Source organism: Muricoccus pecuniae (assembly GCF_014199205.1).
In the GTDB taxonomy this organism is placed as follows: Bacteria; Pseudomonadota; Alphaproteobacteria; order Acetobacterales; family Acetobacteraceae; genus Roseomonas; species Roseomonas pecuniae.
On the sequence record NZ_JACIJD010000010.1, the window covers coordinates 49277 to 69814 of the forward strand.

Here is a 20538-nt window from a genome sequence, read left to right on the forward strand (position 1 = left end):
GGCGGTATGGAACCAGGTCCGCTGATGCCGATAGTTCATCCCTCCTGGACGGCCGACCCCCCTTCGCGGTGCCCGGAAGCCAACCTGGATGTGGCAGGATTGCCGCACGCCTCCACCTCGTGGACATTGCCGGGTGAGCGGAAGGTGACACCCTCTGCGGACACCACTAGATGCGCGCCATGCCAGCCCAACACAGCCGTCATGTCGCCCTGACGGCGGAACTGTGCCGCCTTGTCGAACGCCTCGTCGCCTCCGGCCGCTACCAGACATCCAGCGAGGTCGTCCGCGCCGGTCTGCGCCTGCTGGAGCGCGCCGAGGCCCTGCCGCCCGAACCGCCCGCCCATCGAACAGCCGCCCTGACCCCGAGTAATGCCGATGAACAGCCGCAAGGTTGACCTCGCCCGCCACAGGCTGCCGAGCCCTGGCCGCCTTGCCGAACTCGTCTTGGAGAGTTCGGCCGACTTTGCCGTCCTCACGATCTGCCTCGACGGCGTCATCACGAGCTGGAACAGCGCCGCCGAGCGGGTGATGGGCTGGTCGGAGGCTGAGACGGTCGGCCAGCACGCCTGCATGATCTTCACGCCCGAGGACCGGGCGGAGGACGCTTGCGAGAAGGAGATGGCGACCGCCCGGAGCTGTGGGCGAGCGGCGGATGAGCGCTGGCACCTGCGCAGAGATGGTAGCCGTTTCTGGGGTTCCGGCTCCATGACCCGGCTCGAGGATGACGAGACGGGTGACCACATCGGCTACGTGAAAATTGTGCGCGACCGCACGGAGCAGCACTTGGCCGGGGAGCGGCTTCGGGCGAGCGAGGCGGTGCTGCGCGGGATCTTCGAGAACAGCGCCGACTGCCTCAAGCTCCTGACCGCTGACGGCCGCCTCACCTTCATGAACGAGCCCGGCCTGTGCGCGACCGAAATCGACGATTTCGAACTGGTCAACGGCACGGATTGGGAGTCCATGTGGCCGGAGGAGGAGCGGGGCAAGATCCGGGCGACCCTGGCCGAGGCTGTAGCTGGGCGGGTCGGCCGCTTCCGGGGCTTCTGCCCGACCGCCAAGGGCACCCCGAAGTGGTGGGACGTGCAGGTCACCGCGGTGCCGGGTGTGGACGGGCGGCCGGAGCTGCTGGTGGCCTCGTCCCGCGATGTGACCGAGCGTCAGCGTTCCCGCGAGGCGCTGCGGGTGAGCGAGGCGCGGCTGCGGGCCGCCCTCGGCATCAGCACGGTCGGCGTGTTGTTCTGGGGGCCGGGCTTCGGCCTGACGGAGGTGAACGACGCCTTCCTGCGCATGACCGGCTTCAGCCATGACGAGGCGATCGGCAAGACCTGGCAGGAGCTGACCCCGCCGGAGTTCTACCCGCCTTCGCTCAAGGCGATCGAGGAGGTAACCACGCTCGGCGAGGCCGTGCCCTACGAGAAGCAGTACTACCGTAAGGACGGCTCGCGCTGGTGGGGCCTGTTCGCACCGCGCCGGATTGGTGACGAGGTGGTCGAGTTCGTCCTCGACATCACCGACCGCCGGGAGGCTGAGGCGGCGCTGCGGGCAAGCGAGGAGCGCTTCCGGGCCCTGGTGGCCGCCTCCGCCGCTGCGGTCTGGACCACCGATGCCCAGGGCCTGGTATGCGAAGACTCCCCGAGCTGGCGAGCCCTCACCGGGCAGTCGGTGGAGCAGTGGTTGGGCACCGGCTGGGCCGACGCCGTCCACCTGGACGACCGCGCCCACGTGACCGAGGAATGGGCGGCTGCCGTCGCGAACGGGACGCCGTTCGACACCGAGTTCCGGTTGCGCCGGGCCGACGGCGAGTGGCGCCGCGTCGCGGCGCGCGGCGTCCCAGTCCGCGAACCCGACGGAACCGTCCGCGAATGGGTGGGCACGAACACCGACATCACGGACAGGCGCCGCGCGGAGGAGGCGCAGCATGCCATCGAGGAGCGCTACCGCCTGGCCGTCCATGCGACCAACGACGCCATCTGGGATTGGGATCTGCGGCGCGACCGTATCGAGTGGAACGAGGCGCTGCACAAAGCATACGGATACCGCCCGGAAGACGTGGACCCGGCCGGTGACTGGTGGCTCGACCACATCCACCCCGAGGACCGGGAGCGGGTCTCGCGGTCCATCCACGCGGTGATCGACGGTGGCGGCGACCGCTGGAGCGACGAGTACCGCTTCCGGCGCGCCGACGGCGGCTACGCCGACGTGCTGGACCGCGGCTTCATGGTGCGCGGGCCGGGCGGCGAGCCGCTCCGGATGATCGGGGCCATGCTGGACGTCACCGCGCGCAGGCAGTCCGAGAGGGAGCTGCGGCGGCTGAACGAGCACCTCGAGGTCGAGGTCTCCCGCCGCGCCGAGCAGCTCCGCCTGCAGGAGGAGGCGCTGCGGCAAAGCCAGAAGCTCGAGGCCGTGGGCCAACTCACCGGCGGGGTGGCGCACGACTTTAACAACCTGCTCACCGTTATCCGTTCGTCCGCCGGGTTGCTCCGGCGGACGAACCTGCCCGAGGAGCGGCGCCGACGCTACGTCGAGGCTATCGCCGAGACCGCCGAGCGCGCGGCCAAGCTGACGGGGCAGCTGCTGGCCTTCGCGCGGCGCCAGCCGCTCAGGCCCGAGGTGTTCGTCGTGGGCGATCGGGTCCGGTCGGTCGTCGAGCTCGTGCGCCCGCTGGTGGGCGCGCCCGTGACGATCGAGACCTCGATCGAGTGCGAGGGCCGCGCGGTCGAGGCCGACCCGAACCAGTTCGAGACGGCGCTGGTCAACCTGGCGGTGAACGCGCGCGACGCGATGGAGGGCGAGGGGCGCCTGAGGCTGAGGACCTGGCTCGCCTCCGGGGTGCCGCCGACCCGCGGGCACGAGGGCACGCGGGGCTCCTTTGTCGCGGTCTCCGTGTCCGACACGGGCGCTGGGATCGAGCCTGAGTTGCTGGGGCGGATCTTCGAGCCGTTCTTCACGACCAAGGAGGCGGGAAAGGGCACCGGGCTGGGTCTCTCGCAGGTCTATGGCTTCGCCAAGCAGTCAGGGGGCGAACTCCATGTCGAGAGCGAGGTCGGTCGGGGCTCGACTTTCACGCTCTACCTCCCCCGGGCGGAGGCGAAGCCAGTGGTGGCGCCCACGCAGTCCACCGAGGAGGCCGACACGCCGGTGGAGGGGCGCCGGAACGTGCTGCTGGTCGAGGACAACACCCAGGTCGGCGAGTTCGCCCGGCAGATGCTCGAGGACCTCGGTTACGTGCCCACCTGGGCGCCGAACGCCAAAGCGGCACTCGATCTACTGGAGGGCGACGCGAGCCGGTTCGACGTCGTGTTTTCCGACGTGGTCATGCCCGGCATGAATGGCGTGGATCTCGGAAAGGAGATCCGGCGCCGATGGCCGAGCCTCCCGGTGGTCCTGACCAGCGGGTACAGCCACGTGCTGGCGAACGACGGCGCGCAGGGGTTCGAGCTGCTGAACAAGCCGTACTCGGCCGAGGGACTGTCGCGGGTGCTGCGATCGAGCCGCTGAGTCCAGGCGGCGTGGTCGCGCTCGGGACGGGCGGCAGGAGGGGGCACGCTAGCTCGGAGGTTCCCGGTCGGCGCCGCTGTCGCGGTCACCAGCCAAGAGGTGGCGCCCGTCTCCGCCGAGCCACTGGTTGAAGTCCTCGGCGGCACCACGGTTCCGCTCGTGCCACCTGTCGGCGCGCCTTCGCCGCAGCCCCTCGTCCAGCAGGTTGGCCACCGTGCGGCCCGGGTAGGGCCTGCCGTCCGGGCCGTGGTGTCCCTGCTGGGCCAGCAGCTCGGCGACTTGGCCGAGGCCGCGGTCCAGATCCTCGGAGGCGAGGCGCCGGGCCTCGGCCATGACGACAGGATTGGGCGGGTAAAGGGGCACGCTCGCCTCCGCTTCCTCAGTTGCCGGGGCGCCCGCGCCGAAAACCTTCGGCGGCGAGGCGCTCATCCATCAAAGGACAGTTGTGGGACCGGTACGGGCAGGTTCCGCAACCGCCGCAGAACTCCGTGGCGGACTTGGGCGGCACCGCCTCCGGATCCTCCAGCACGTCGGCGGGATCGTCCGCGTTCAGGGCGTTCCCCACGCTGCGGGCCAGGGCGTCCTCGAGTCGCGCCGAATGCTCCGGATTTCCCGAGATGCGCGCCAGCACGCGGAGCGGCGCCGCGATCTCCTCCGCCCGCTCCGACGCGGACGGGCAGACCTCGGCGTAGACCTGGGCGATGAGGCCGACGTTGTCGAAGGTCCAGCAGTGGAGCTCGTCCCTGAGGCGGACCATCTCCTGAGACGTCGGCGGCTCCAGGCCGCGGCGCCCCGACGCCTGCGCCTCCGGCATCTTGCGCGTCTGCACGCGGATCATCCGGCTGCCGAGGATGCTGTCCACGCCCGTGGTGTTGTTGATGACCTCGATGCCGAAGCCGTTGAGGCGCTCGACCTTGAAGTTGCGGCTGGCGTCGACCCAGACCTTGGTGGCCGTGTCCCGGTTGTAGGAGACCTTGAGCCACTGCACGAGGTCGCCGAAGGCGGCGCCGTCCTTGCCCGGCCGGGCGCCGATGGCCTCGAGGTCGTCCAGCACGGCCAGCCCCTTGGTCTCGTGGATGAGGCGCGCCGCCGCGGCGGCGTTGACCTGCCCGACGATGGTGCCGTTCGCGGCGAGCATGCCCATGAGGACGCCCGCCGTGGACTTGCCGGAGCCAGCGGGGCCGCAGATCAGGATGAGGGGAACAGTCTGGAAAAGTCGCCCCCGGCGGCCGCAGGCGACGCACCGGCTTCCCGGCCGATCGGGTGGATCAGCCCGGCCACCTGGTCGCCCCGCGCGTCGGCGGGCGTCGCGACGACGATGAGGTTCCAGCGGTCCCAGAAAAGGCCTCGGCCCATTCCGCCGGGGTTCCACTCCCGAATCGTGGCGTCGGGGCGGCATGACGGATAGGGAGAGCACATGCCGAAGCGAACAGCCGGAAACTCCCTGACAACAGCCGAGGTCGCGCTCGTGAAGGCGCTGGTGCGAGAGGGAGGCCGCTCGAACCAGGAGATCCTCGCCTTCTTCTCCCGGCCAGGCCGCAGCATCAACCAGGCGCGGGTCGTTGAGATCACCAAGGGGAGCCGGTACGGATCAGTCCCCGCTGCGTCGTCGGGGGAACTGCGGGCCTTCCTCTCCCGATGGCCGGAGCACGACCTCGTAACGGGCCTGCACCCCGTGGACGACGAGCTCATCGTGAAGGCGCGGGAGGCCATGCTCAACGCGATCGGGGGTTACAACAACCCCCGGACGCTGTTCCGAACCGAGTGCTTCATCGTCCTCGCCGTGATCGCCTGGACCTACCTGCTCCACTGGCACTACCGCCGGATCGGGGTGGATTATCGGTCCAGGAAGGACGACGGCACCCTCCTCACCACCGCCCATGGCGCCCAGAAGCACTGGGAGCTGGAGACCTGCCTGCGGGCGCCGGAGTGCCCCCTTGAGGAGGCCGTGAGGACGAACCTGCGCTTCCTCATCGCGATCCGGCACGAGGTCGAGCACCAGATGACCCGGCGTTCGAAACCGCAATCGCTGTCGCCGGAAAACGCGTCAACAACATCGTGGCGGCCCTCACGGCTTGGTTCGGCTGGCATGCGGTGGGCAGGTGGTTCGAGCGAACCAAGTCCGCGTCCCATGATGACGCAATGACTGCGATGTCCGAGGCAGTGCTGCACGTCAATTTCATCCGGGCCGTTGCGATCACCCCCCGGGTTCGAGACCTGATCATCTCCGTTGGTGGCCAGTTCGCCATTGTGGCGCCAACGAATGGCGGCGCCTTCCTCGGACACCTCCGGCTCGTAAGCATCGGGGGGCGTTTTCACCTCTGCGCGGATCTCACAACCTTCCTGCCCGACAGCCAGTTGTCCACCGGCGAACTCTCCGCCGCGCAGGATATCCGGGCTCTTGCCCTGGAACGCAGCACCCCGGCGGATCTCCTCGCGAAGCGCTTCATGCTGGCTGTGGAGGCGGCGAACTACGACACCGTCCGCGATCGTCGCCTGGACCGGTTGGATGCCGCGAAGTTGGATGCCGATGCACCGGTGGAGGCCGCCCTGGACGGGATCTTGGCATCGGCGACAACGGTGATCGCTCTCTACGCGGCCGGTCAACTCGACCCCGACCAGGCGGCCAAGATGCTCGCAGAGCTACCGGGCCTTTCGGGATGAGCCCTCGTCACCCGGGCGGTCCGCCATGACCGCTGCGGGCACGCCCGCGTTCTCGGTACGCCAACACGTCCACCGCTTGGTGCGACGTGCGCGTCAATCTCCGCCTTGAGGGCTGGTCGAGGTCATCTCCGCCACGGCCCAGAAGACCAGCACCATCACGACAATCTCCCACCGAATGGATGCGGCCAGACGCGCCCCCGATCCAGGCGCGTTCGCGGCGAGCGCTGGGGTAAGCCGGAACCGGTGCCAGGCTGCGAAGCCGAGCAAGGCGCCCACGAGCGACACCTTCGCCAGCAAGGCCCATCCGTAGGCCGTGCCCACGAGCACCTCTAGACGCCCGACAAGGAGCCACGCGAGCAGCGCCCCCGCCACAACGAGGCCACCCACGGCCCAGGCGGCGACCCTCGCCCATGCCTCTACAAGACGGGCGGCCTCCGGGCCGCCGCGCTTCGAGGCCAAGGCGAGCGGCCACAGGCTTCCCGCCCAGAACGAAACCCCGCCGAGGTGCAGCACCAGAGCGGCCGCGAGTAGGAGCCGGGGCTGGTGCTGGGTGGTGTGGCCGACGGCGGTGAAGCTCGCAGCGACCGTTAGAACGCCAGCCACGCCGACAACGGCGGCTGCTCGCCCGAACCATGCGGCACAGGCCATGGCAGCCAGACCCGCCCAGGTGATCAGGACGGAGACGCCGGGGCGGGACATCAGCATCATGTCCCAGACTTCGGTGTCGAACGGGTCCCCGCCCGATGCCAGGGCAACCTGGGCGGCCAGCCAAGCGAGGCTGAACGCCAGCCCAGCGAGCGCCATTGCGACAGTCATGCGGCGGCAGGCGGCGACGTCCTGTCGGATCTGCCGCCGCCCGAACCCAATGGCGAACAGGACCAGCCCGGCCGTCCCGAGGCATGCCACGTAGTAGGCGACGCGCAGGCCCGAGGAGGCGAACCGGAGCCACTCCGGCTCCGGACGCAGCAGTTCCAGGATCACCGGGCGGCGTTCACGGCGAAGCGCACCGCCCCACTCATGACGTGCCCGTCGTCGCCCATGGCCCGCCACTCGAGACGGTAGGCGCCCGGCGGCAGCGGCGCCGCCACGGTGGCCGTCGCCTTGCTGGACGGTGCCCTCCCACCCTCGCGGCGCAGCTGGTGCTCGCGACCGCCCTCGTCGAGCAGGCGAAGCGCGGTGACACGGCAGTCCTCGGTGAAGGTCAGGTTCAGGGCGCGCGGCGACGTGGCCAGGGCCGCGCCGTCCGCAGGATCCGAGGAGTGCAGCATTGCGTGGGCGGACGCGACGCTCGGCACCAGAGTGGCCAGGGCGGCGGCAAAGAGGCCGTGCCTGACGAAGGCGTATCGTGAGAACATGACATCTCCTGTGCGCGGTCCTTCCGCGGAACGGGTTGGGGCGAGCCCGCGCGCCATGGTTTAGACGGGCGGCCCGCGCTCCGCAGTCGCGAACGCGCACCAATTTGTTGCTGCCGCCCACCCGCTCCGCGTGGAAGCCTGGCCTCAGGCGGCGGAGTGTTCCGCCTTCCACCCAGCTGCTTGCAGGGCCCGCGTCAGGGCGGCGCCCTCGACGTGACCACCGATCACCGTCACCGCCTTCCTGTCGAGATCCACTTCGACCTGCGCCGAAGGGTCCACCGCTCTCACGGTTGCGGTCACCCCCTTGGCGCAGCCGCCACAGTTCATGTTCTCGATCACGAAGCGGACCATCTCGCCTTCCTCCTTGCTGGCGCGCTGAGAGGTGGGGTTTCCCACGCTGGCAAGGTCAAGGGGCGACGCGGAGTCCGCCGTTCCAGAACGGAGAGCAGGAGGCTGGTAATCTCCGCGACGGCGCGGGCTGTGGAGGGCTGGCGCACCAGATGTCTGCTCAGCGCCCGTTTCCGCCATTCTGGCACCGCCTAGAGCTCCCCATAAGTGGACGTAGCACCACCCAAACAGATGGCTGGTTCTCGCCGAGCCAGCGCTCGACTGTGTCCTTAGAGGCGGGGCTGCTTCCCCGGACGCGCCAGTTCACGGAGGGCCTGCACGAGCTGCTCCGGGTCGAACGGCTTGCTGATAGAACGCTTCCATCTCGCCGCTTCCCGCCTGTACCAGTGCTCGTCGCCACCGTCGATTAGGACGAGCGGCAGGTTGGCGGCGGACTGCAGCGCCTGCCCCGCGGCATCCCCGCTATTTGCGCTGACGCTCAGATCCCTGTCGGAGACGATCGCCGTGCAGGCGGGGGCCGAGTTGGCGAGGCTGACGGCGCTGCGGGGACAGTCAGCCTTCAGCACTTCGATGCCCGCCGCACCGAGGACGGTGACCAGGCGATCTGTGGCGGGTAGGTGGTCCTCGATCAGGACAACAACACTCATGCTCAACTTCTGCCGGGCTTTCGGAGACGGTGGGGAAGCCGCGACCAGGAGCGCCAAAAAAGAGCGGCCCGTTGGCCTACGGAACTGCGCTTCCTGGATCGGACATCAGAGGCCTCGGGGCCGCTTGGAACGGGCGCCGGTGCGCCATCGTAGGAAGGCAGGCGGGCCGAAAAGGGGAGCAGGATTGACGTCGCTGCGGAACATCTGCCGTGCGCGCTGGTGCCGCTGCAACGGCATGCCAGGCGGAACCTCGCCCCACTGGCCCAGGGCAATCATACCCGGGTCTCGGCCAGCCGGTGGACGAATCCACCGGCTGGCCGGGTCGCGGATGTCAGGCGGCGAGCTTGTGCGGTGCCATCATCGTAGAGGCGGCCGCGGCCTGCTCGACCATCGGCGCGGACGCCTGCTTGAACAGCTGGGCGGTCACCTCCCCAATCTGGCTGGCCTGGCCGGTCACCCGCTCCTGGGCCGTCTTGAAGTAGGAGGTCTGGATCGCGGCGGCCTCCTGCGGGGACTTCGCGGAGGTCATTGCCTTGGCGCCAGCGACGAAGCCCTCGGCCATGCCCTGGTACATCGTGAGGTAGCGCTGGCTGATGTCCTGCAGGCCTGTGGTCCAGAGCTGGACCGAACGGGTGGCGGCCTCGAGGCTGGCACGGTTGAATGCGCTTGCGTCGGTAGCGGCCTTGGACAGACGGGCCATCATCTCATTCGCCTGGGGTACGCCGTTCTGCATGAACATGGTTGTTTCCTTCGTCTGCCTGCGCCGCTGGGGAGCTGGTGCCCACCTTGCTGCGGCGCAACATAGAGACGTCTAGGCTCGCCGACCGAGCGTTCGCAAGACAATTGTGCAGTGCAGCATGCGGCAGGCCTGCGAACGGCGGTACTGATCTGCAGTCCCTCGATGCTATGAAGCGGCCATTCCGCTCCCGGTCAGTAACGATAGTCTCTGCCTGGAAAGCGCCAGCAGGACGACTTGACGCCCGTAGCCGCAAGGAGCCACTGTTCTGGCAAGGGGAACCGCGATCGCCCCGTGAGGCTTCGGCTGAAGTATCGCGTCCGCAATCCCGCGCCGAAGGGAGAGGACGCCCCATGCCTGCGCCCGACACCATCACTGCCGTTCAGCTTTCTCGCCTCATCGGTCTGCCCGATGCACCGGTCCTCTTGGATGTCCGCACCAAGCAGGACTACTCGTCCGACCCGCGACTCATCCCGACATCGGTCCTGCGCGACGCGGCCTCTGCGCCCGATTGGGCTGCCGAGTTCGTCGGCAACTCCGTCGTCGTCATCTGCGAGCGCGGCCTGAAACTCAGCCAGGGTGTCGCCGCCTGGCTGCGTCATGCCGGTGCCAAGGCTGAAGTACTGGAAGGTGGCTTCGAGGGCTGGGTAGCGGGCAATGGGATGCTGCTCCGGCCTGACCACATCCCGAGCCTTGACCCTCAGGGCCGCACGGTCTGGGTCACACGGTCCCGGCCAAAGATCGACCGCATTGCCTGCCCATGGCTCATCCGCCGCTTCGTCGATCCAAAGGCTGTGTTCCTGTTCGTCGCGCCCTCCGAGGTGCGGGCGGTCGCTGAACGCTTCACTGCGACCCCGTTCGACGTCGAGGACGTCTTCTGGAGCCACCGCGGAGAGGGCTGCACCTTTGACGCCATGGTCGAGGAGTTCGGCCTGAAGTCCGAGGCGCTCTCCCGCCTCGCCCTGATTGTTCGTGGTGCCGACACCGATCGGCCCGATCTCACGCCCCAGTCGGCAGGCCTGTTGGCCGCGTCGCTCGGCCTGTCGCGCATGTACCGGGATGACCTGGCCCAGCTGGACGCCGCAATGGGCCTGTATGATGCCTTCTTCCGCTGGAGCCGTGACGCGGTTGCGGAGACGCATGACTGGCCCGCGGCCACCATGAACACCCGTTCGGAGACGGTCGCATGAGCGAAGTCGCACTCGGGGTAACCACCACCCCGCCCGGCGTGTCTGCCGAGGACAAGCCGCGCCTGCCATCCTTCGCCGAGGCGTTGCGGGTCTGGCTGAGGATCGGCCTGCTCTCTTTCGGCGGCCCAGCCGGGCAGATAGCGCTCCTGCACCGCGAGGTGGTCGATGACCGTCGTTGGGTCTCCGACGCCCGCTTCCTGCACGCGCTGAACTTCTGCACCCTGCTGCCCGGTCCTGAGGCACAGCAACTCGCCACGTACCTGGGCTGGCTGCTGCACGGCGTTCGCGGCGGCATTGCGGCCGGGGTCCTGTTCGTCCTGCCGGGCATGGCGGTGATGCTCGGCCTCTCCATCCTCTACGCCACGCTCGGCGAGGTGCCGGTCGTCGCCGCCCTGTTCTTCGGCCTGAAGTGCGCCGTGCTGGTGCTGGTCGTCGAGGCGCTGCTGCGCGTTGCTCGACGCGCGCTGAAGACCAGGGCCGCCTGGGCGCTGGCCGCGGCCGCCTTTGTCGCGCTCTACGCATTCGGGGTTCCTTTTCCCGCCGTGGTGCTGGCGGCCGCGCTGATCGGCTACTTCGCGCCGGGCGCCTTCAAGGGCGGCAGCCACGGCGAAGCAAAGGATGGCCCGCTCGCCGTGCTGGACGCAGTGCTCGCGGCGGATCCGGGCCGCCCGGCGCGGCTCGCGGAAAAGGCATGGCAGGCGGGCTGGGTCGGGGTCGCGCTCTGGCTGCTTCCCGTGGCGGCGCTCATGCTGTTCGAGCGTGGCGTCTTCGCCGACGTCGCCTGGTTTTTCTCGAAGATGGCGGTGGTCACGGTGGGCGGCGCCTACGCCGTGCTCGCCTACGTCGCGCAGGAGGCGGTGCAGGGATACGGCTGGCTGACACCCGACCAGATGCTGGTCGGGCTCGGCCTTGCCGAAACGACGCCCGGCCCCCTCATTTTGGTGCTGCAATTCGTGGGCTTCCTGGCGGGCTACGGCCAGGGCGGGCTTGCCTGGGGCGTGCTGGCCTCGGTGCTGACGGTGTGGGTCACCTTCGCGCCATGCTTCGCCTTTATCTTTCTCGGCGCGCCCTACGTCGAGCGGCTGCACTCTAACCGGGAGCTGACCAGCGCCTTGGCGGCGGTCACGGCGGCGGTGGTGGGCGTCATCGCCAATCTCGCCCTCTGGTTCGGTCTGCGGGTGCTCTTCGCCGAGGTGCGACGCGTGGAGGTCGGCCCGGCCGCCCTGGACGCGCCGGTTCTCGGCAGCCTGGATCCGCTCGCCCTTGCGCTCGCCGCACTCGCCGCGGTCTGCCTGTTCGGCCTCAAGCTCGGGCTGCTGCGGACGCTCGGTATTACCGCCGCGGTAGGGCTGGTGGCCAAGCTCGCCTTGGGCTGAGGGCAGGGGCCATGCGGCCCGATAGGCGAACAAAGGCAGGGAGCCCACTCATGTCGGCCATTCCTGACCGGTTCCGCTCCATCCGTTCCGAAAACCTCCGTCTGCGGAATAGAAGTGAGGTCCAGGCAAGAGATGGGTTTCCGTTTCCGCAAACCTGTCCCGCTGCGGCGAGGGCCGTTGTTAGCCGAGAGCTGCCGAGCCTGGCCTTTCGCCCAATGGTCGCTTTTCCAGATGTCCGCTGGAAAGCGGCCAGTCCGCTTCCGGCCAAGTCTAGACATCCGGTCAACTTGCCTGATTGCTGGAAAAGGATCGCGGCCCCAAGCAGGGGCAGGCTACATCAATCTGTCTACAGCGGTGCGGCCGCCTGCCTCCTACCGCGTGCGCGGAAGCCGAATAGTGGCCGACGTTCCTCGGCCGGGCGCGCTCCCGATTTCCAGGCTGCCGCCGTGAGCTTCCACAATGGCCCGTGCGGTCGATAGCCCAAGACCGCTGCCGCCACCCGCCGTTCGTGCCCGATCACCCCTGAAGAACGGCTCCGTCACCCGCGGCAGGTCCTCGGGTGAGATGCCGGTTCCGCAGTCGCTCACGCGCACCAGCACCTCGTCGGACGTGCATCCGACCTCGACCCAGGGGTCGCGCCCATGCCGGAGCGCGTTGGCAACCAGGTTCGTCACGGCGCGCTTGATGGCGACCCGGCGAGCCGGGGCAACCGCGTCCTCGTCCATCCGGCCCTCACGGACGGGCGTCCCCCCGTTGGCGAACTCGTCCACCACGGTGCGCACGAGCGCGGCGACGGCCACCGGCTGGACGGCCTCGCCAGCATGGCCGCCGCGCAGGTAGGCGAGGACGTCGGACACCATCGTCTCCATCTCCGCCAGGTCCCGGCGGATCGGCTCCCTGTCCTCGTGCGGGAGATCCTCGGCGCGCAGCTTGAGGCGTGCGATCGGCGACATCAGGTCGTGCGAGAGGGCGCCCAGCGCCAGGGTTCTCTGGCGGAAGGCGTCGCGGGTGCGGGCGGCCATGTCGTTCAACGCCTCGGCCAGCTGCCGCACCTCGCGCGGGCCGGAGGCGGGAAGCGGCGGAAGATCCTGCTCGGGGTCGAACCGGGAAACGGTTCTCGCCAGGGCGGCGACCGGCGCCGAGACCGAGCGCGCCGCGAACCCCACCGCGAGGAGAAGGGCCAGGCCGATCGCCGCCGCGTAGGAGTGCAGCACGCTCTGGTCGGCGGACAGCGTGTTGAAGGAGGCGATCTCCACGTTGAGCCACGAGCCGTCCGCGAGGCGCGCCACGGCGCCGATGCCGACGATGCGGTCTGATGCGGCGTCGTGGCGTCCGGGGCGCACGTGCACCTCGCTCGCGAGGCCGCTCAGCGCCCTCGTCCTGGCCGCGACTGTAGGCCACTCCCCGGCAGAAGGGTGCTCGGGCGTGGGCGCCCGGTCCCACGTCCAGTGGACCTCGAGATCCGGGCGAGACAGGGCGTGGGCCACCCGGTCCCGATCGGCCTCGGGCGCCGCGGCCACGGCGTCCACCAAGGTCGCCAGTCGTTGGGCCAGCAGTTCCTCGCTCCCGCGCTCCACCGCCTGCCGCAGCAGGAGGTCATGGACGCCGACCATGGCAGCGAACAGGACGGCAAAGCCGATGGTGAGAGCCGCCAAGGTCCGGGCGGCGAGGGATTGGGGAAGGAAACGCTTCACCCCGACCACTCCACAGGGCTGGAGAGCAGGTAACCGATTCCGCGGATCGTCTTGATGAGGCCCGGCTCCCCGTCCCCGTGGCGCCTCGAACCCAGCTTGGCGCGCAGGCGGCTGATCTGAACGTCCATCGAACGGTCCAGTCCCCCGTAGGGGCGGTTGCGGGCGAGGTCCAGGAGCTGGTCGCGCGTCAAGACGCGTTGCGGCCGCTCCACGAAGGCCAGCAGGAGGTCGTACTCGCCGCTGGTCAGCTCAACCGCAACGCCGTCGGGCCGGAGCAATTCACGACGGCGGGTGTCTAGGGACCAACCGGCGAAACGCGCCACCTCCTGGCCTTCGCTTCCCGGCGCGCCCTCGGCGCCAGCCACGCGGCGGAGGACGGCGCGTATCCGGGCGACCAGCTCGCGCGGGTCGGCTGGCTTCACGACGAAGTCGTCCGCCCCCCGCCGGGGGCCGCTGTCGCCGAGGCAGTTGGTCACCGCGACACACCGATAGCGGGGCGGACGGCGCGACGGCGGCCCATGCGCACCCTCGCGCTCAGAAGTAGAGCCGGACGCCGGTCAGGAACTCCACCGATGCCACGCGCTCGTTCTCCCGCCTTGCATAGCGGGCCGTGTCAGCGAAGCGGCGCGTGTAGTTCACGCCGATGTAGGGCGCGACCTCGCGGGTGAACTCGTAGCGCAGGCGCAGGCCCGCCTCGATGTCGTTGAAGCCACTGCCGACGCCGAGCTCGGGGACCTTCTGCAGCGCGACGTTGATCTCGGCATTCGGCTGAAGCACGAGCCGCTGGGTGACGTAGATGTCGTAGGACAGCTCGAGGCGTGCCGAGACGTCGCCCCGTTCACTGACGAAGCCCTGCAGGTCGACCTCGAAGAGGCCAGGCGCCAGTCCCTGGATGCCGATCACGCCGTAGGTGCGGTCCGGACGTGGGCGCGGGTCGTAGCGGATGCCCGCCTGGAAGTCCCAGTAGTAGCCGATGAGGTGCGAGTAAAGCAGTTGCACCTCGGCGTTCTCGGCCCGGCGGCCACGCTCGACCTCGCCCTGCGTCTTGAGCCAGATCTTGTCGTAGTCCGTGCCGTACCACGCCTGCCCGTCCCAGCGCGCGACGTTCGGCGAGCCGTCCAGGCCGACGCCCCACTCCAGCTTCTCGAAGAGCACCGCGCCGTAATACAGCTCGTGCGACGACGCCGCGTGGGCTCCGGGGTCGTGGGCCGCGTTCTGCGAGGCGGCCTGCTGCGCCCCGGCGTCAACGGCCCAGAGCGCACCGAGAAGGGTGAGGACGGGCAGCAGGGAGGCGGACGAGAGACGCACCGGTGCTTGCTCCACGACCATCAACCGGCGGACGCGACGCGCGGCTGCCGCCGGATCTCGACCTTCCGCATCATTCCCGTCTCCATGTGCATCAGCATGTGGCAGTGAAAGGCCCAGCCTCCCTCGGCGTCCGCCTCCACGTCCACGTCGAGCGTGCTGCCCGGCCTGACGCTGACGGTGTGCAGCAGCGGGTTCTGAGCGCCGTTTCCGACCTGCGGCTGCATCCAGACCCCGTGCAGGTGCATCGGGTGGCTCATCATGGTCTCATTGATGAAGCGCATCCGCACGCGCTCGCCGAGGGTCAGGACGATTGGCTGGGCCTCGCTGAAGCGGTTGCCGTTGATGGCCCAGAAGTACCGCTCCATGTTGCCGGTGAGGCGAACCTCAATGATCCGGTTCGGCTCCCGCACGGGATAGGGGTTCGAGAGTGCCTTGAGGTGCCGGTAGGTGAGCACCCGGGTGCCAGGAGGCGCCCCTGTGTTCACGGCGAACGGGTCAGGCGGCGCCATCCCGCCGTGACCGGCATGGGCATTGGCGGCCGACATATCGACCTGGCCGACCTGCCCCGTGCCTGGGGCGCCGTGGCCCATGGCCGAGTGGTCCTGGGCTGCCGGAGCCGCGCTGCGCTGATCGCGCCGGGGGGCTGGCTGCTGGTTTTGCCGTCCCTGCGGCCTGCTCGGCGCCGTCTGCTGGCCCATGCCAGGCATGTTGGAGTGGTCCATGCCCGGCATGTTCGAGTGATCCATGCCCTGCATGCTCCCCTGGCCTTGGCGGGCTTGGACCAGGGTGAAGCCACCCGCCCCGGGCACGGATGCCGTCGGCAGGCTCGCGGAAGCCAAGCGGAACCCAGGGTCACTGGCCAGGGAGGACCTCCGACCCATGCCGGGCATCGTGGAGTGATCCATACCTGGCATGTTGGAGTGGTCCACGGCCGGAGCGCTCGAGGGAGCCATGCTCCCCCGCCCACGTCCGACCGAGGGGGCAGAGGTGCCGTGGTTCATCCCAGGCATGTTGGAGTGATCCATTCCCTGCATGCCGCCTCCGGCGCCGCCACCAGTCATGCCGGAGTGATCCATCCCACCCATGGAGCCCATGTCCATGGGAGCGATCTGGCCGGGCCGGTCGGTCTCCGGGCGCAGCGTGCCGCGGTCCAGGCCCTTCGGCCCGTAGTCGCCACCCATGTCGGCCATCGTCAGAAGCGGCCGCTCACGGTGCGGCGGCAGGGCCAGCATCGGCAGGCCTTCCTGAGTGGCGATGCTCGCACTGGCGAATCCCTGGCGCCCCATGGACTCCGCGAGGATCTGGAACTGTCGCGCGTTGGTGGGACGCACGAGGACGTCGAAGGTCTCGGCGGGTGCAATGCGGAACTCGTCGATGGTCACCGGCTGCACGTTGTTGCCGTGTGCTTGGACCACCGTCATCTCCAGACCGGGGATGCGGACGTCGAAGTGGCTCATGGCGCCAGAGTTGATGAAGCGCAGGCGGACGGTCTCCCCTGGCCGGTACACCGCGGTGAAGTTCTGCTGCGGCGTCCGCCCGTTGACGAGGAAGGTGTAACCGGTGACGTCCTCGATGTCGGTCGGGTCCATCCGCATCTGACCCCACATCATCCGGTCACGGATGATGGCCTCGCGGGCTGCCGCATTCGGCGCGCGCGCCAACTCGGCCGCGAGGCTCGCCGCTGTGCGCTTGTTGTAGTTGTAGTATCCAGGATCACGCTTGAGATTCTGGATGACGCGATGCGGGTTCTCGTCGGTCCAATCGGAGAGTTGGATGATGTAGTCGCGGTCGTAGCCGAACGGATCGGGGCGGGTCGGCTCGATAATCAGCGGGCCGTAGAACCCGGCCTGCTCCTGCGTGCCCGAGTGGCTGTGGTACCAGTAGGTGCCGGACTGTACGAGCGGGAAGCGATACTGGTGCGTCTGGCCAGCCGCGATGCCCTGGAAGCCGTCGCTGATGCCCGGCACGCCGTCCTGGCCACTTGGGAGGATGAGGCCGTGCCAATGGATCGAGGTCTCTTCCCGCAGCCGGTTGGCCACGTTGATGAGCACCTCCTCGCCTTCGCGGAACTTCAGGACGGGGCCGGGAACCTGCCGGTTGATGGCGATTGCCGGACGCGGCCTGCCCGTGATGTTCAGGGTGACGTGCTCGATGGCGAGGTTGAACTCGCGCGGCAGGGCCCGCCCGAGCCCTGGCTGCGCGAGCCCGGTTCCAGGCAGGGCTGGAGCGGCGATGGCTGCGATGCCACCGGCCAGCATGCTGCGCCGCGACACGGAAATCTCAGCCATGCTGGAACACTCCTTTCCACTCGAACTGCGTCCGGAGACGCTTGGACGCGGCGCGCAACCCGCGGCTCCCGATATCAAGGCTTGGGCCCGGCGCGGCAATCACTGCGGGGGTCCGGCAATAAAACGTAAGATTTGCCGGGGTGCCGGATCGGGGACGGCCGCGTTGAGATCCCGTAGCCTGCCGTCGCGGCGCGCTTGCGCGCGGCGCGTGTGCTGTCACGGCCGGTGGGCCATGCCAGCCGCGGATGGTTCCGTCCCGCCGGACACGGGACTTCCAATGCTTTGGCCAGCCCGGTCCGGCGTGGCGTCGCCCAAAGGAGGAAGCATGACCGTCGCTTCGCACGGATTTCGGAATACGCGCCTGGTTCTCGGGCTGACTCTTGCGCTCGGGGCCGCCGCTTGCGCGCAGCAAACCGCGCCCCAGGCTTCGGCACCCTCCGCTGCCGACCTGTCGATCCAGCCCGCGGGCCGGTCGACCGCGACGCCCGCCACGAGCATGCAGGGGATGGACCATTCCCGGATGCCGGGCATGAGCGGGTCCCACATGCAGGGTATGGATCACTCGAACATGCCTGGCATGAGGGGAAGCAGTGCGCAGGGTGGCGGCATGCAGGGCCACAACATGTCCGGTATGAACATGCAGCAGATGATGGCCCACTGCGCCGAGATGCGTCAGCAGGCGCGGCCGGGCGCCACCATGAGCCCGGACATGCAGGCCATGATGCAGCACTGCAGCCAGATGGGTGGCTCCACTGGGATGCAGGGGCAGGGCGGCACCAGGGCCCGCTGAGCCTACTTGCGGTGGCGGCTCGACAAGCCGCCACCGCGTCCTGAATGCCTCCTCCATCGGCATTTTCAAAGCCGGACCGACTGCAGGCGCAGAGCGTTGCCGATGACGGACACCGAACTCAGCGCCATGGCCAGCGCGGCGGCGATCGGGCTGAGCAGGATGCCAAAGACCGGGTAGAGCACACCCGCGGCGAGCGGCACCCCGAGCGCGTTGTAGACAAAGGCCAGGAACAGGTTCTGCCGGATGTTCCGCATGGTCGCGCGGCTCAGGGTGCGTGCCCGCGCAATGCCCGCGAGGTCACCCTTCACCAAGGTGACGCCCGCGCTCTGCATGGCGACGTCCGTGCCCGTCCCCATGGCGACGCCAACGTCGGCCTCCGCCAGGGCCGGTGCGTCGTTCACGCCGTCGCCCGCCATGGCGACGACCTTTCCCTTCGCGCGGAGTTCCCGGACGATGCGGTGCTTGTCCTCTGGTAGGACGTCGCCTTGGAACTCGTCGATCCCGAGCCTCCGCGCGACGGCTTCGGCCGTGGTCGCGTTGTCGCCGGTCAGCATGATTATGCGGATGCCCTCGGCGCGCAGGCTCTCCAGGGCGGCGGGCGTGGTCTGCTTGACGGGGTCGGCCACCGCGATGACGCCGCCGGGCTTGCCATCCACGGCGAGGAACAGCGCTGTGCCGCCCTCACGCCGCAGCTCGTCTGCCCTGGCCGAGAGGTCGCCCAGGTCCACGCCGAGGTCGGCCATGAGCCGCGAGTTCCCCAGCGCGACCCGGCGGCCGTCGACCATGCCGGTGACACCCCTCCCGGTGACGGAAGCGAAGTCTACCGGTTCCCAGAAGGCCATGCCGCGTTCCTTGGCCGCGGCGACGACGGCGGCGGCGAGCGGGTGCTCGCTCGATCGCTCCAGGCTGGCGGCGAGCGGGAGCACATCGGCCTCGGTCAGTCCCGGCGCCGTGACCACTGCCACGACCTTGGGCTTGCCCTCGGTCAGCGTGCCGGTCTTGTCCACCACCAGGGTGTCGACCTTCTCCATGCGCTCGAGCGCCTCGGCTGACCTGATGAGGACGCCCGCACCGGCACCCTTGCCCACGCCAACCATAATCGACATCGGGGTGGCCAGGCCGAGCGCGCATGGGCAGGCGATGATGAGCACCGACACCGCCGCGATCAGCCCGTAGGAGAGTGCCGGGGACGGGCCCGAGACGGCCCAGGCGACGAAGGCCATGACCGCGACGGCGATGACCGCCGGGACGAAGTAGCCGGACACCTGGTCGGCCATGCGCTGGATCGGCGCCCGGCTGCGCTGGGCCTCCGCCACCATGCCGACGATGCGGGACAGCATGGTGTCGGAGCCGACCTTGTCGGCGCGCATCACCAGGGAGCCGGTGCCGTTCACGGTGCCGCCAATGACCTTGGAGCCGGGCGCCTTCTCGACGGGCAGGGACTCGCCGGTGACCATGGACTCGTCCACCGAGCCGCCGCCCTCGAGCACCTCGCCGTCCACCGGCACGCCCTCGCCGGGCCGGACCCTCAAGCGGTCACCCACTTGCACCTCGGCCAGGTTGACCTCCTCGTCCGTCCCGTCCGGCCGGATGCGGCGGGCGGCCTTGGGCGCGAGGTCCAGCAAGGCGCGGATGGCGCCGCCCGTCTGCTCCCGGGCACGCAGCTCCAGCACCTGCCCGAGCAGGACGAGCACGGTGATGACGGCCGCCGCCTCGTAGTAGACAGCTACCGTCCCATCCATGCCGCGGAAGCCTTCGGGGAAGACGCCGGGCGCGAAGGTCGCGACGAGGCTGTAGAGGTAGGCGGCCCCGGTTCCGAGGGCGATCAACGAGAACATGTTTAGGCTGCGGTTCACCACCGACTGCCAGCCGCGCAGGAAGAAGGGCCAACCCGCCCAGAGGACGACCGGCGTCGCCAGCAGGAACTGGGTCCAGGTCGACGTCGTCGGCGAGACCAGGTGGTGCAGCCCGAGCCCGGGAATGTGGGCGCCCATTTCCAAGATAACCACCGGGATCGTCAGGGCCAGCCCGATCCACATCCGCCGGGTCATGTCGATCAACTCGTGGTTCGGCCCGGCGTCGGCCGTCACCTCGAGGGGCTCGAGGGCCATCCCGCAGATGGGACAGTTGCCCGGTCCCTCCTGCCGGACCTGAGGGTGCATCGGGCAGGTGTAGATGGTTCCCTTCGGGGCAGCGGACGGCGCCGTCGCCACCTTGGGCGCGAGGTACTTTTCCGGGTCGGCCTCGAACTTGGTCCGACAGCCAGCCGAGCAGAAGTGGAAGGTGGTCCCACCATGCTCCAGGCGGTGATTGGAGGTGGCCGGATCCACCTTCATTCCGCAGACGGGATCGGTAACCTTCCTATCATCGGCGGCCATGGCGCCGTGGCTGTGGTCGTGGCCGTGGTGGCAGCCGGGCCCGTGCTGGTGGCCGTGTGCATGCCCGTGACCGGAGTGCTGACCCTTCATCTTCGCCGCCCCTGGTGCGGCCCACATGGTGCGGGTCGCTGTTGCGAGGCCCGGAAGGTGGGGTTTCCCATCATGGGAAGGTCAAGGTCATTCGCGGGCCCGTCGCTGGGCTTGACCTTCCCATTGTGGGAAGCCCCATGTTCCAGTCAGGTCCAGGCACGGGCGGTCCGGGACGG

At 69.2% G+C, this 20538-nt stretch carries 20 protein-coding genes; 7 read left to right on the forward strand and 13 right to left on the reverse strand.

Annotated features, from left to right (window positions below; all coding sequences use genetic code 11):
- The first annotated feature begins 170 nt into the window (after window positions 1–170).
- Together FHS87_RS12085 and FHS87_RS12090 are read left to right on the forward strand one after the other, a co-directional pair.
- The gene (locus FHS87_RS12085; protein WP_246418355.1) at window positions 171–395 is read left to right on the forward strand and encodes a type II toxin-antitoxin system ParD family antitoxin; all 225 of its coding nucleotides are present in this window, start codon (window positions 171–173) and stop codon (window positions 393–395) included.
- Window positions 376–3498: a PAS domain S-box protein gene (locus tag FHS87_RS12090; RefSeq protein WP_184518457.1), complete on the forward strand. Its 3123-nt coding sequence runs from the start codon at window positions 376–378 to the stop codon at window positions 3496–3498. The genes FHS87_RS12085 and FHS87_RS12090 overlap by 20 nt, the downstream gene beginning before the upstream one ends.
- Window positions 3499–3546: 48 nt before the next feature.
- Here FHS87_RS12090 and FHS87_RS12095 read toward each other — a convergent pair whose 3' ends face one another.
- From FHS87_RS12095 to FHS87_RS12105, 3 genes are read right to left on the reverse strand one after another with little or no spacing between them, the layout of a single operon-like run.
- Window positions 3547–3861 carry a type II toxin-antitoxin system CcdA family antitoxin gene (locus FHS87_RS12095; protein WP_184518460.1) on the reverse strand — a complete coding sequence of 105 codons (315 nt, stop codon included), beginning with the start codon at window positions 3859–3861 and terminating at the stop codon, window positions 3547–3549.
- 16 nt (window positions 3862–3877) lie between these two features.
- Entirely contained in the window at window positions 3878–4636 is a 759-nt protein-coding gene (locus FHS87_RS12100; protein WP_184518463.1) for a hypothetical protein, read from the reverse strand.
- Window positions 4637–4686: 50 nt separating this feature from the next.
- The gene (locus tag FHS87_RS12105; RefSeq protein WP_184518466.1) at window positions 4687–4854 is read right to left on the reverse strand and encodes a hypothetical protein; all 168 of its coding nucleotides are present in this window, start codon (window positions 4852–4854) and stop codon (window positions 4687–4689) included.
- A 61-nt stretch (window positions 4855–4915) separates the two neighbouring features.
- On the opposite strand from FHS87_RS12105, the gene FHS87_RS12110 reads away from it, so the two are divergent.
- Entirely contained in the window at window positions 4916–5644 is a 729-nt protein-coding gene (locus FHS87_RS12110) for a DUF3644 domain-containing protein (protein ID WP_184518469.1), read from the forward strand.
- Window positions 5641–6162, forward strand: a complete 522-nt coding sequence (locus FHS87_RS12115) for a hypothetical protein (RefSeq protein WP_184518471.1) — start codon at window positions 5641–5643, stop codon at window positions 6160–6162. The genes FHS87_RS12110 and FHS87_RS12115 overlap by 4 nt, the downstream gene beginning before the upstream one ends.
- A 93-nt stretch (window positions 6163–6255) precedes the next feature.
- Here FHS87_RS12115 and FHS87_RS12120 read toward each other — a convergent pair whose 3' ends face one another.
- The 5 genes from FHS87_RS12120 to phaP form a co-directional block, all read right to left on the reverse strand.
- Window positions 6256–7143: a copper resistance D family protein gene (locus FHS87_RS12120; RefSeq protein ID WP_184518474.1), complete on the reverse strand. Its 888-nt coding sequence runs from the start codon at window positions 7141–7143 to the stop codon at window positions 6256–6258.
- Window positions 7140–7517, reverse strand: coding sequence for a copper resistance CopC family protein (locus tag FHS87_RS12125; protein WP_184518477.1), 378 nt, complete (start codon window positions 7515–7517; stop codon window positions 7140–7142). Before FHS87_RS12125 ends, FHS87_RS12120 begins: the two co-directional genes overlap by 4 nt.
- Window positions 7518–7661: 144 nt before the next feature.
- Window positions 7662–7868 (reverse strand): heavy-metal-associated domain-containing protein, encoded by a 207-nt coding sequence (locus tag FHS87_RS12130; RefSeq protein ID WP_184518480.1) that lies wholly within the window; start codon window positions 7866–7868, stop codon window positions 7662–7664.
- A 266-nt stretch (window positions 7869–8134) separates the two neighbouring features.
- On the reverse strand, window positions 8135–8512 hold the full coding sequence (locus FHS87_RS12135) for a response regulator transcription factor (protein ID WP_184518483.1): 378 nt from the start codon (window positions 8510–8512) through the stop codon (window positions 8135–8137).
- 331 nt (window positions 8513–8843) lie between these two features.
- Window positions 8844–9251 carry a phasin family protein gene (phaP, locus tag FHS87_RS12140; RefSeq protein ID WP_184518486.1) on the reverse strand — a complete coding sequence of 136 codons (408 nt, stop codon included), beginning with the start codon at window positions 9249–9251 and terminating at the stop codon, window positions 8844–8846.
- A gap of 350 nt (window positions 9252–9601) precedes the next feature.
- On the opposite strand from phaP, the gene FHS87_RS12145 reads away from it, so the two are divergent.
- Together FHS87_RS12145 and chrA are read left to right on the forward strand one after the other, a co-directional pair.
- The gene (locus tag FHS87_RS12145; RefSeq protein ID WP_184518488.1) at window positions 9602–10438 is read left to right on the forward strand and encodes a chromate resistance protein ChrB domain-containing protein; all 837 of its coding nucleotides are present in this window, start codon (window positions 9602–9604) and stop codon (window positions 10436–10438) included.
- Entirely contained in the window at window positions 10435–11814 is a 1380-nt protein-coding gene (chrA, locus tag FHS87_RS12150) for a chromate efflux transporter (protein ID WP_184518491.1), read from the forward strand. Before FHS87_RS12145 ends, chrA begins: the two co-directional genes overlap by 4 nt.
- A gap of 371 nt (window positions 11815–12185) precedes the next feature.
- On the opposite strand, the gene FHS87_RS12155 is transcribed toward chrA, so the two are convergent.
- From FHS87_RS12155 to FHS87_RS23765, 4 genes are read right to left on the reverse strand one after another with little or no spacing between them, the layout of a single operon-like run.
- Complete coding sequence (locus FHS87_RS12155) at window positions 12186–13508, reverse strand: ATP-binding protein (protein WP_312861977.1); 1323 nt, start codon at window positions 13506–13508, stop codon at window positions 12186–12188.
- Window positions 13505–13984 carry a response regulator transcription factor gene (locus FHS87_RS12160; protein ID WP_312861978.1) on the reverse strand — a complete coding sequence of 160 codons (480 nt, stop codon included), beginning with the start codon at window positions 13982–13984 and terminating at the stop codon, window positions 13505–13507. The genes FHS87_RS12155 and FHS87_RS12160 overlap by 4 nt, the downstream gene beginning before the upstream one ends.
- A gap of 58 nt (window positions 13985–14042) precedes the next feature.
- Window positions 14043–14816, reverse strand: a complete 774-nt coding sequence (locus tag FHS87_RS12165; RefSeq protein WP_312861979.1) for a copper resistance protein B — start codon at window positions 14814–14816, stop codon at window positions 14043–14045.
- Between the two features lie 20 nt (window positions 14817–14836).
- A complete protein-coding gene (locus FHS87_RS23765) occupies window positions 14837–17203 on the reverse strand; it encodes a multicopper oxidase domain-containing protein (protein WP_246418356.1) in 2367 nt (788 codons plus the stop codon).
- A 226-nt stretch (window positions 17204–17429) separates the two neighbouring features.
- Here FHS87_RS23765 and FHS87_RS12175 point away from each other — a divergent pair, with 226 nt between their 5' ends.
- Entirely contained in the window at window positions 17430–17894 is a 465-nt protein-coding gene (locus FHS87_RS12175; protein ID WP_184518500.1) for a hypothetical protein, read from the forward strand.
- Between the two features lie 65 nt (window positions 17895–17959).
- Here the strand turns inward: FHS87_RS12175 and FHS87_RS12180 are convergent, their stop codons facing one another.
- Window positions 17960–20362, reverse strand: a complete 2403-nt coding sequence (locus tag FHS87_RS12180) for a heavy metal translocating P-type ATPase (RefSeq protein ID WP_184518501.1) — start codon at window positions 20360–20362, stop codon at window positions 17960–17962.
- Window positions 20363–20538 lie beyond the last annotated feature (176 nt).

Bases quoted from the DNA above. Each gene is read 5' to 3' on its own strand.
- FHS87_RS12085 (WP_246418355.1), top strand. From the start codon at position 171: ATGCGCGCCATGCCAGCCCAACACAGCCGTCATGTCGCCCTGACGGCG.
- FHS87_RS12090 (WP_184518457.1), top strand. From the start codon at position 376: ATGAACAGCCGCAAGGTTGACCTCGCCCGCCACAGGCTGCCGAGCCCT.
- FHS87_RS12100 (WP_184518463.1), bottom strand. From the start codon at position 4,636: ATGCTCGCCGCGAACGGCACCATCGTCGGGCAGGTCAACGCCGCCGCG.
- FHS87_RS12105 (WP_184518466.1), bottom strand. From the start codon at position 4,854: ATGGGCCGAGGCCTTTTCTGGGACCGCTGGAACCTCATCGTCGTCGCG.
- FHS87_RS12110 (WP_184518469.1), top strand. From the start codon at position 4,916: ATGCCGAAGCGAACAGCCGGAAACTCCCTGACAACAGCCGAGGTCGCG.
- FHS87_RS12115 (WP_184518471.1), top strand. From the start codon at position 5,641: ATGACTGCGATGTCCGAGGCAGTGCTGCACGTCAATTTCATCCGGGCC.
- FHS87_RS12125 (WP_184518477.1), bottom strand. From the start codon at position 7,517: ATGTTCTCACGATACGCCTTCGTCAGGCACGGCCTCTTTGCCGCCGCC.
- FHS87_RS12130 (WP_184518480.1), bottom strand. From the start codon at position 7,868: ATGGTCCGCTTCGTGATCGAGAACATGAACTGTGGCGGCTGCGCCAAG.
- FHS87_RS12135 (WP_184518483.1), bottom strand. From the start codon at position 8,512: ATGAGTGTTGTTGTCCTGATCGAGGACCACCTACCCGCCACAGATCGC.
- phaP (WP_184518486.1), bottom strand. From the start codon at position 9,251: ATGTTCATGCAGAACGGCGTACCCCAGGCGAATGAGATGATGGCCCGT.
- FHS87_RS12145 (WP_184518488.1), top strand. From the start codon at position 9,602: ATGCCTGCGCCCGACACCATCACTGCCGTTCAGCTTTCTCGCCTCATC.
- chrA (WP_184518491.1), top strand. From the start codon at position 10,435: ATGAGCGAAGTCGCACTCGGGGTAACCACCACCCCGCCCGGCGTGTCT.
- FHS87_RS12175 (WP_184518500.1), top strand. From the start codon at position 17,430: ATGACCGTCGCTTCGCACGGATTTCGGAATACGCGCCTGGTTCTCGGG.
- FHS87_RS12180 (WP_184518501.1), bottom strand. From the start codon at position 20,362: ATGAAGGGTCAGCACTCCGGTCACGGGCATGCACACGGCCACCAGCAC.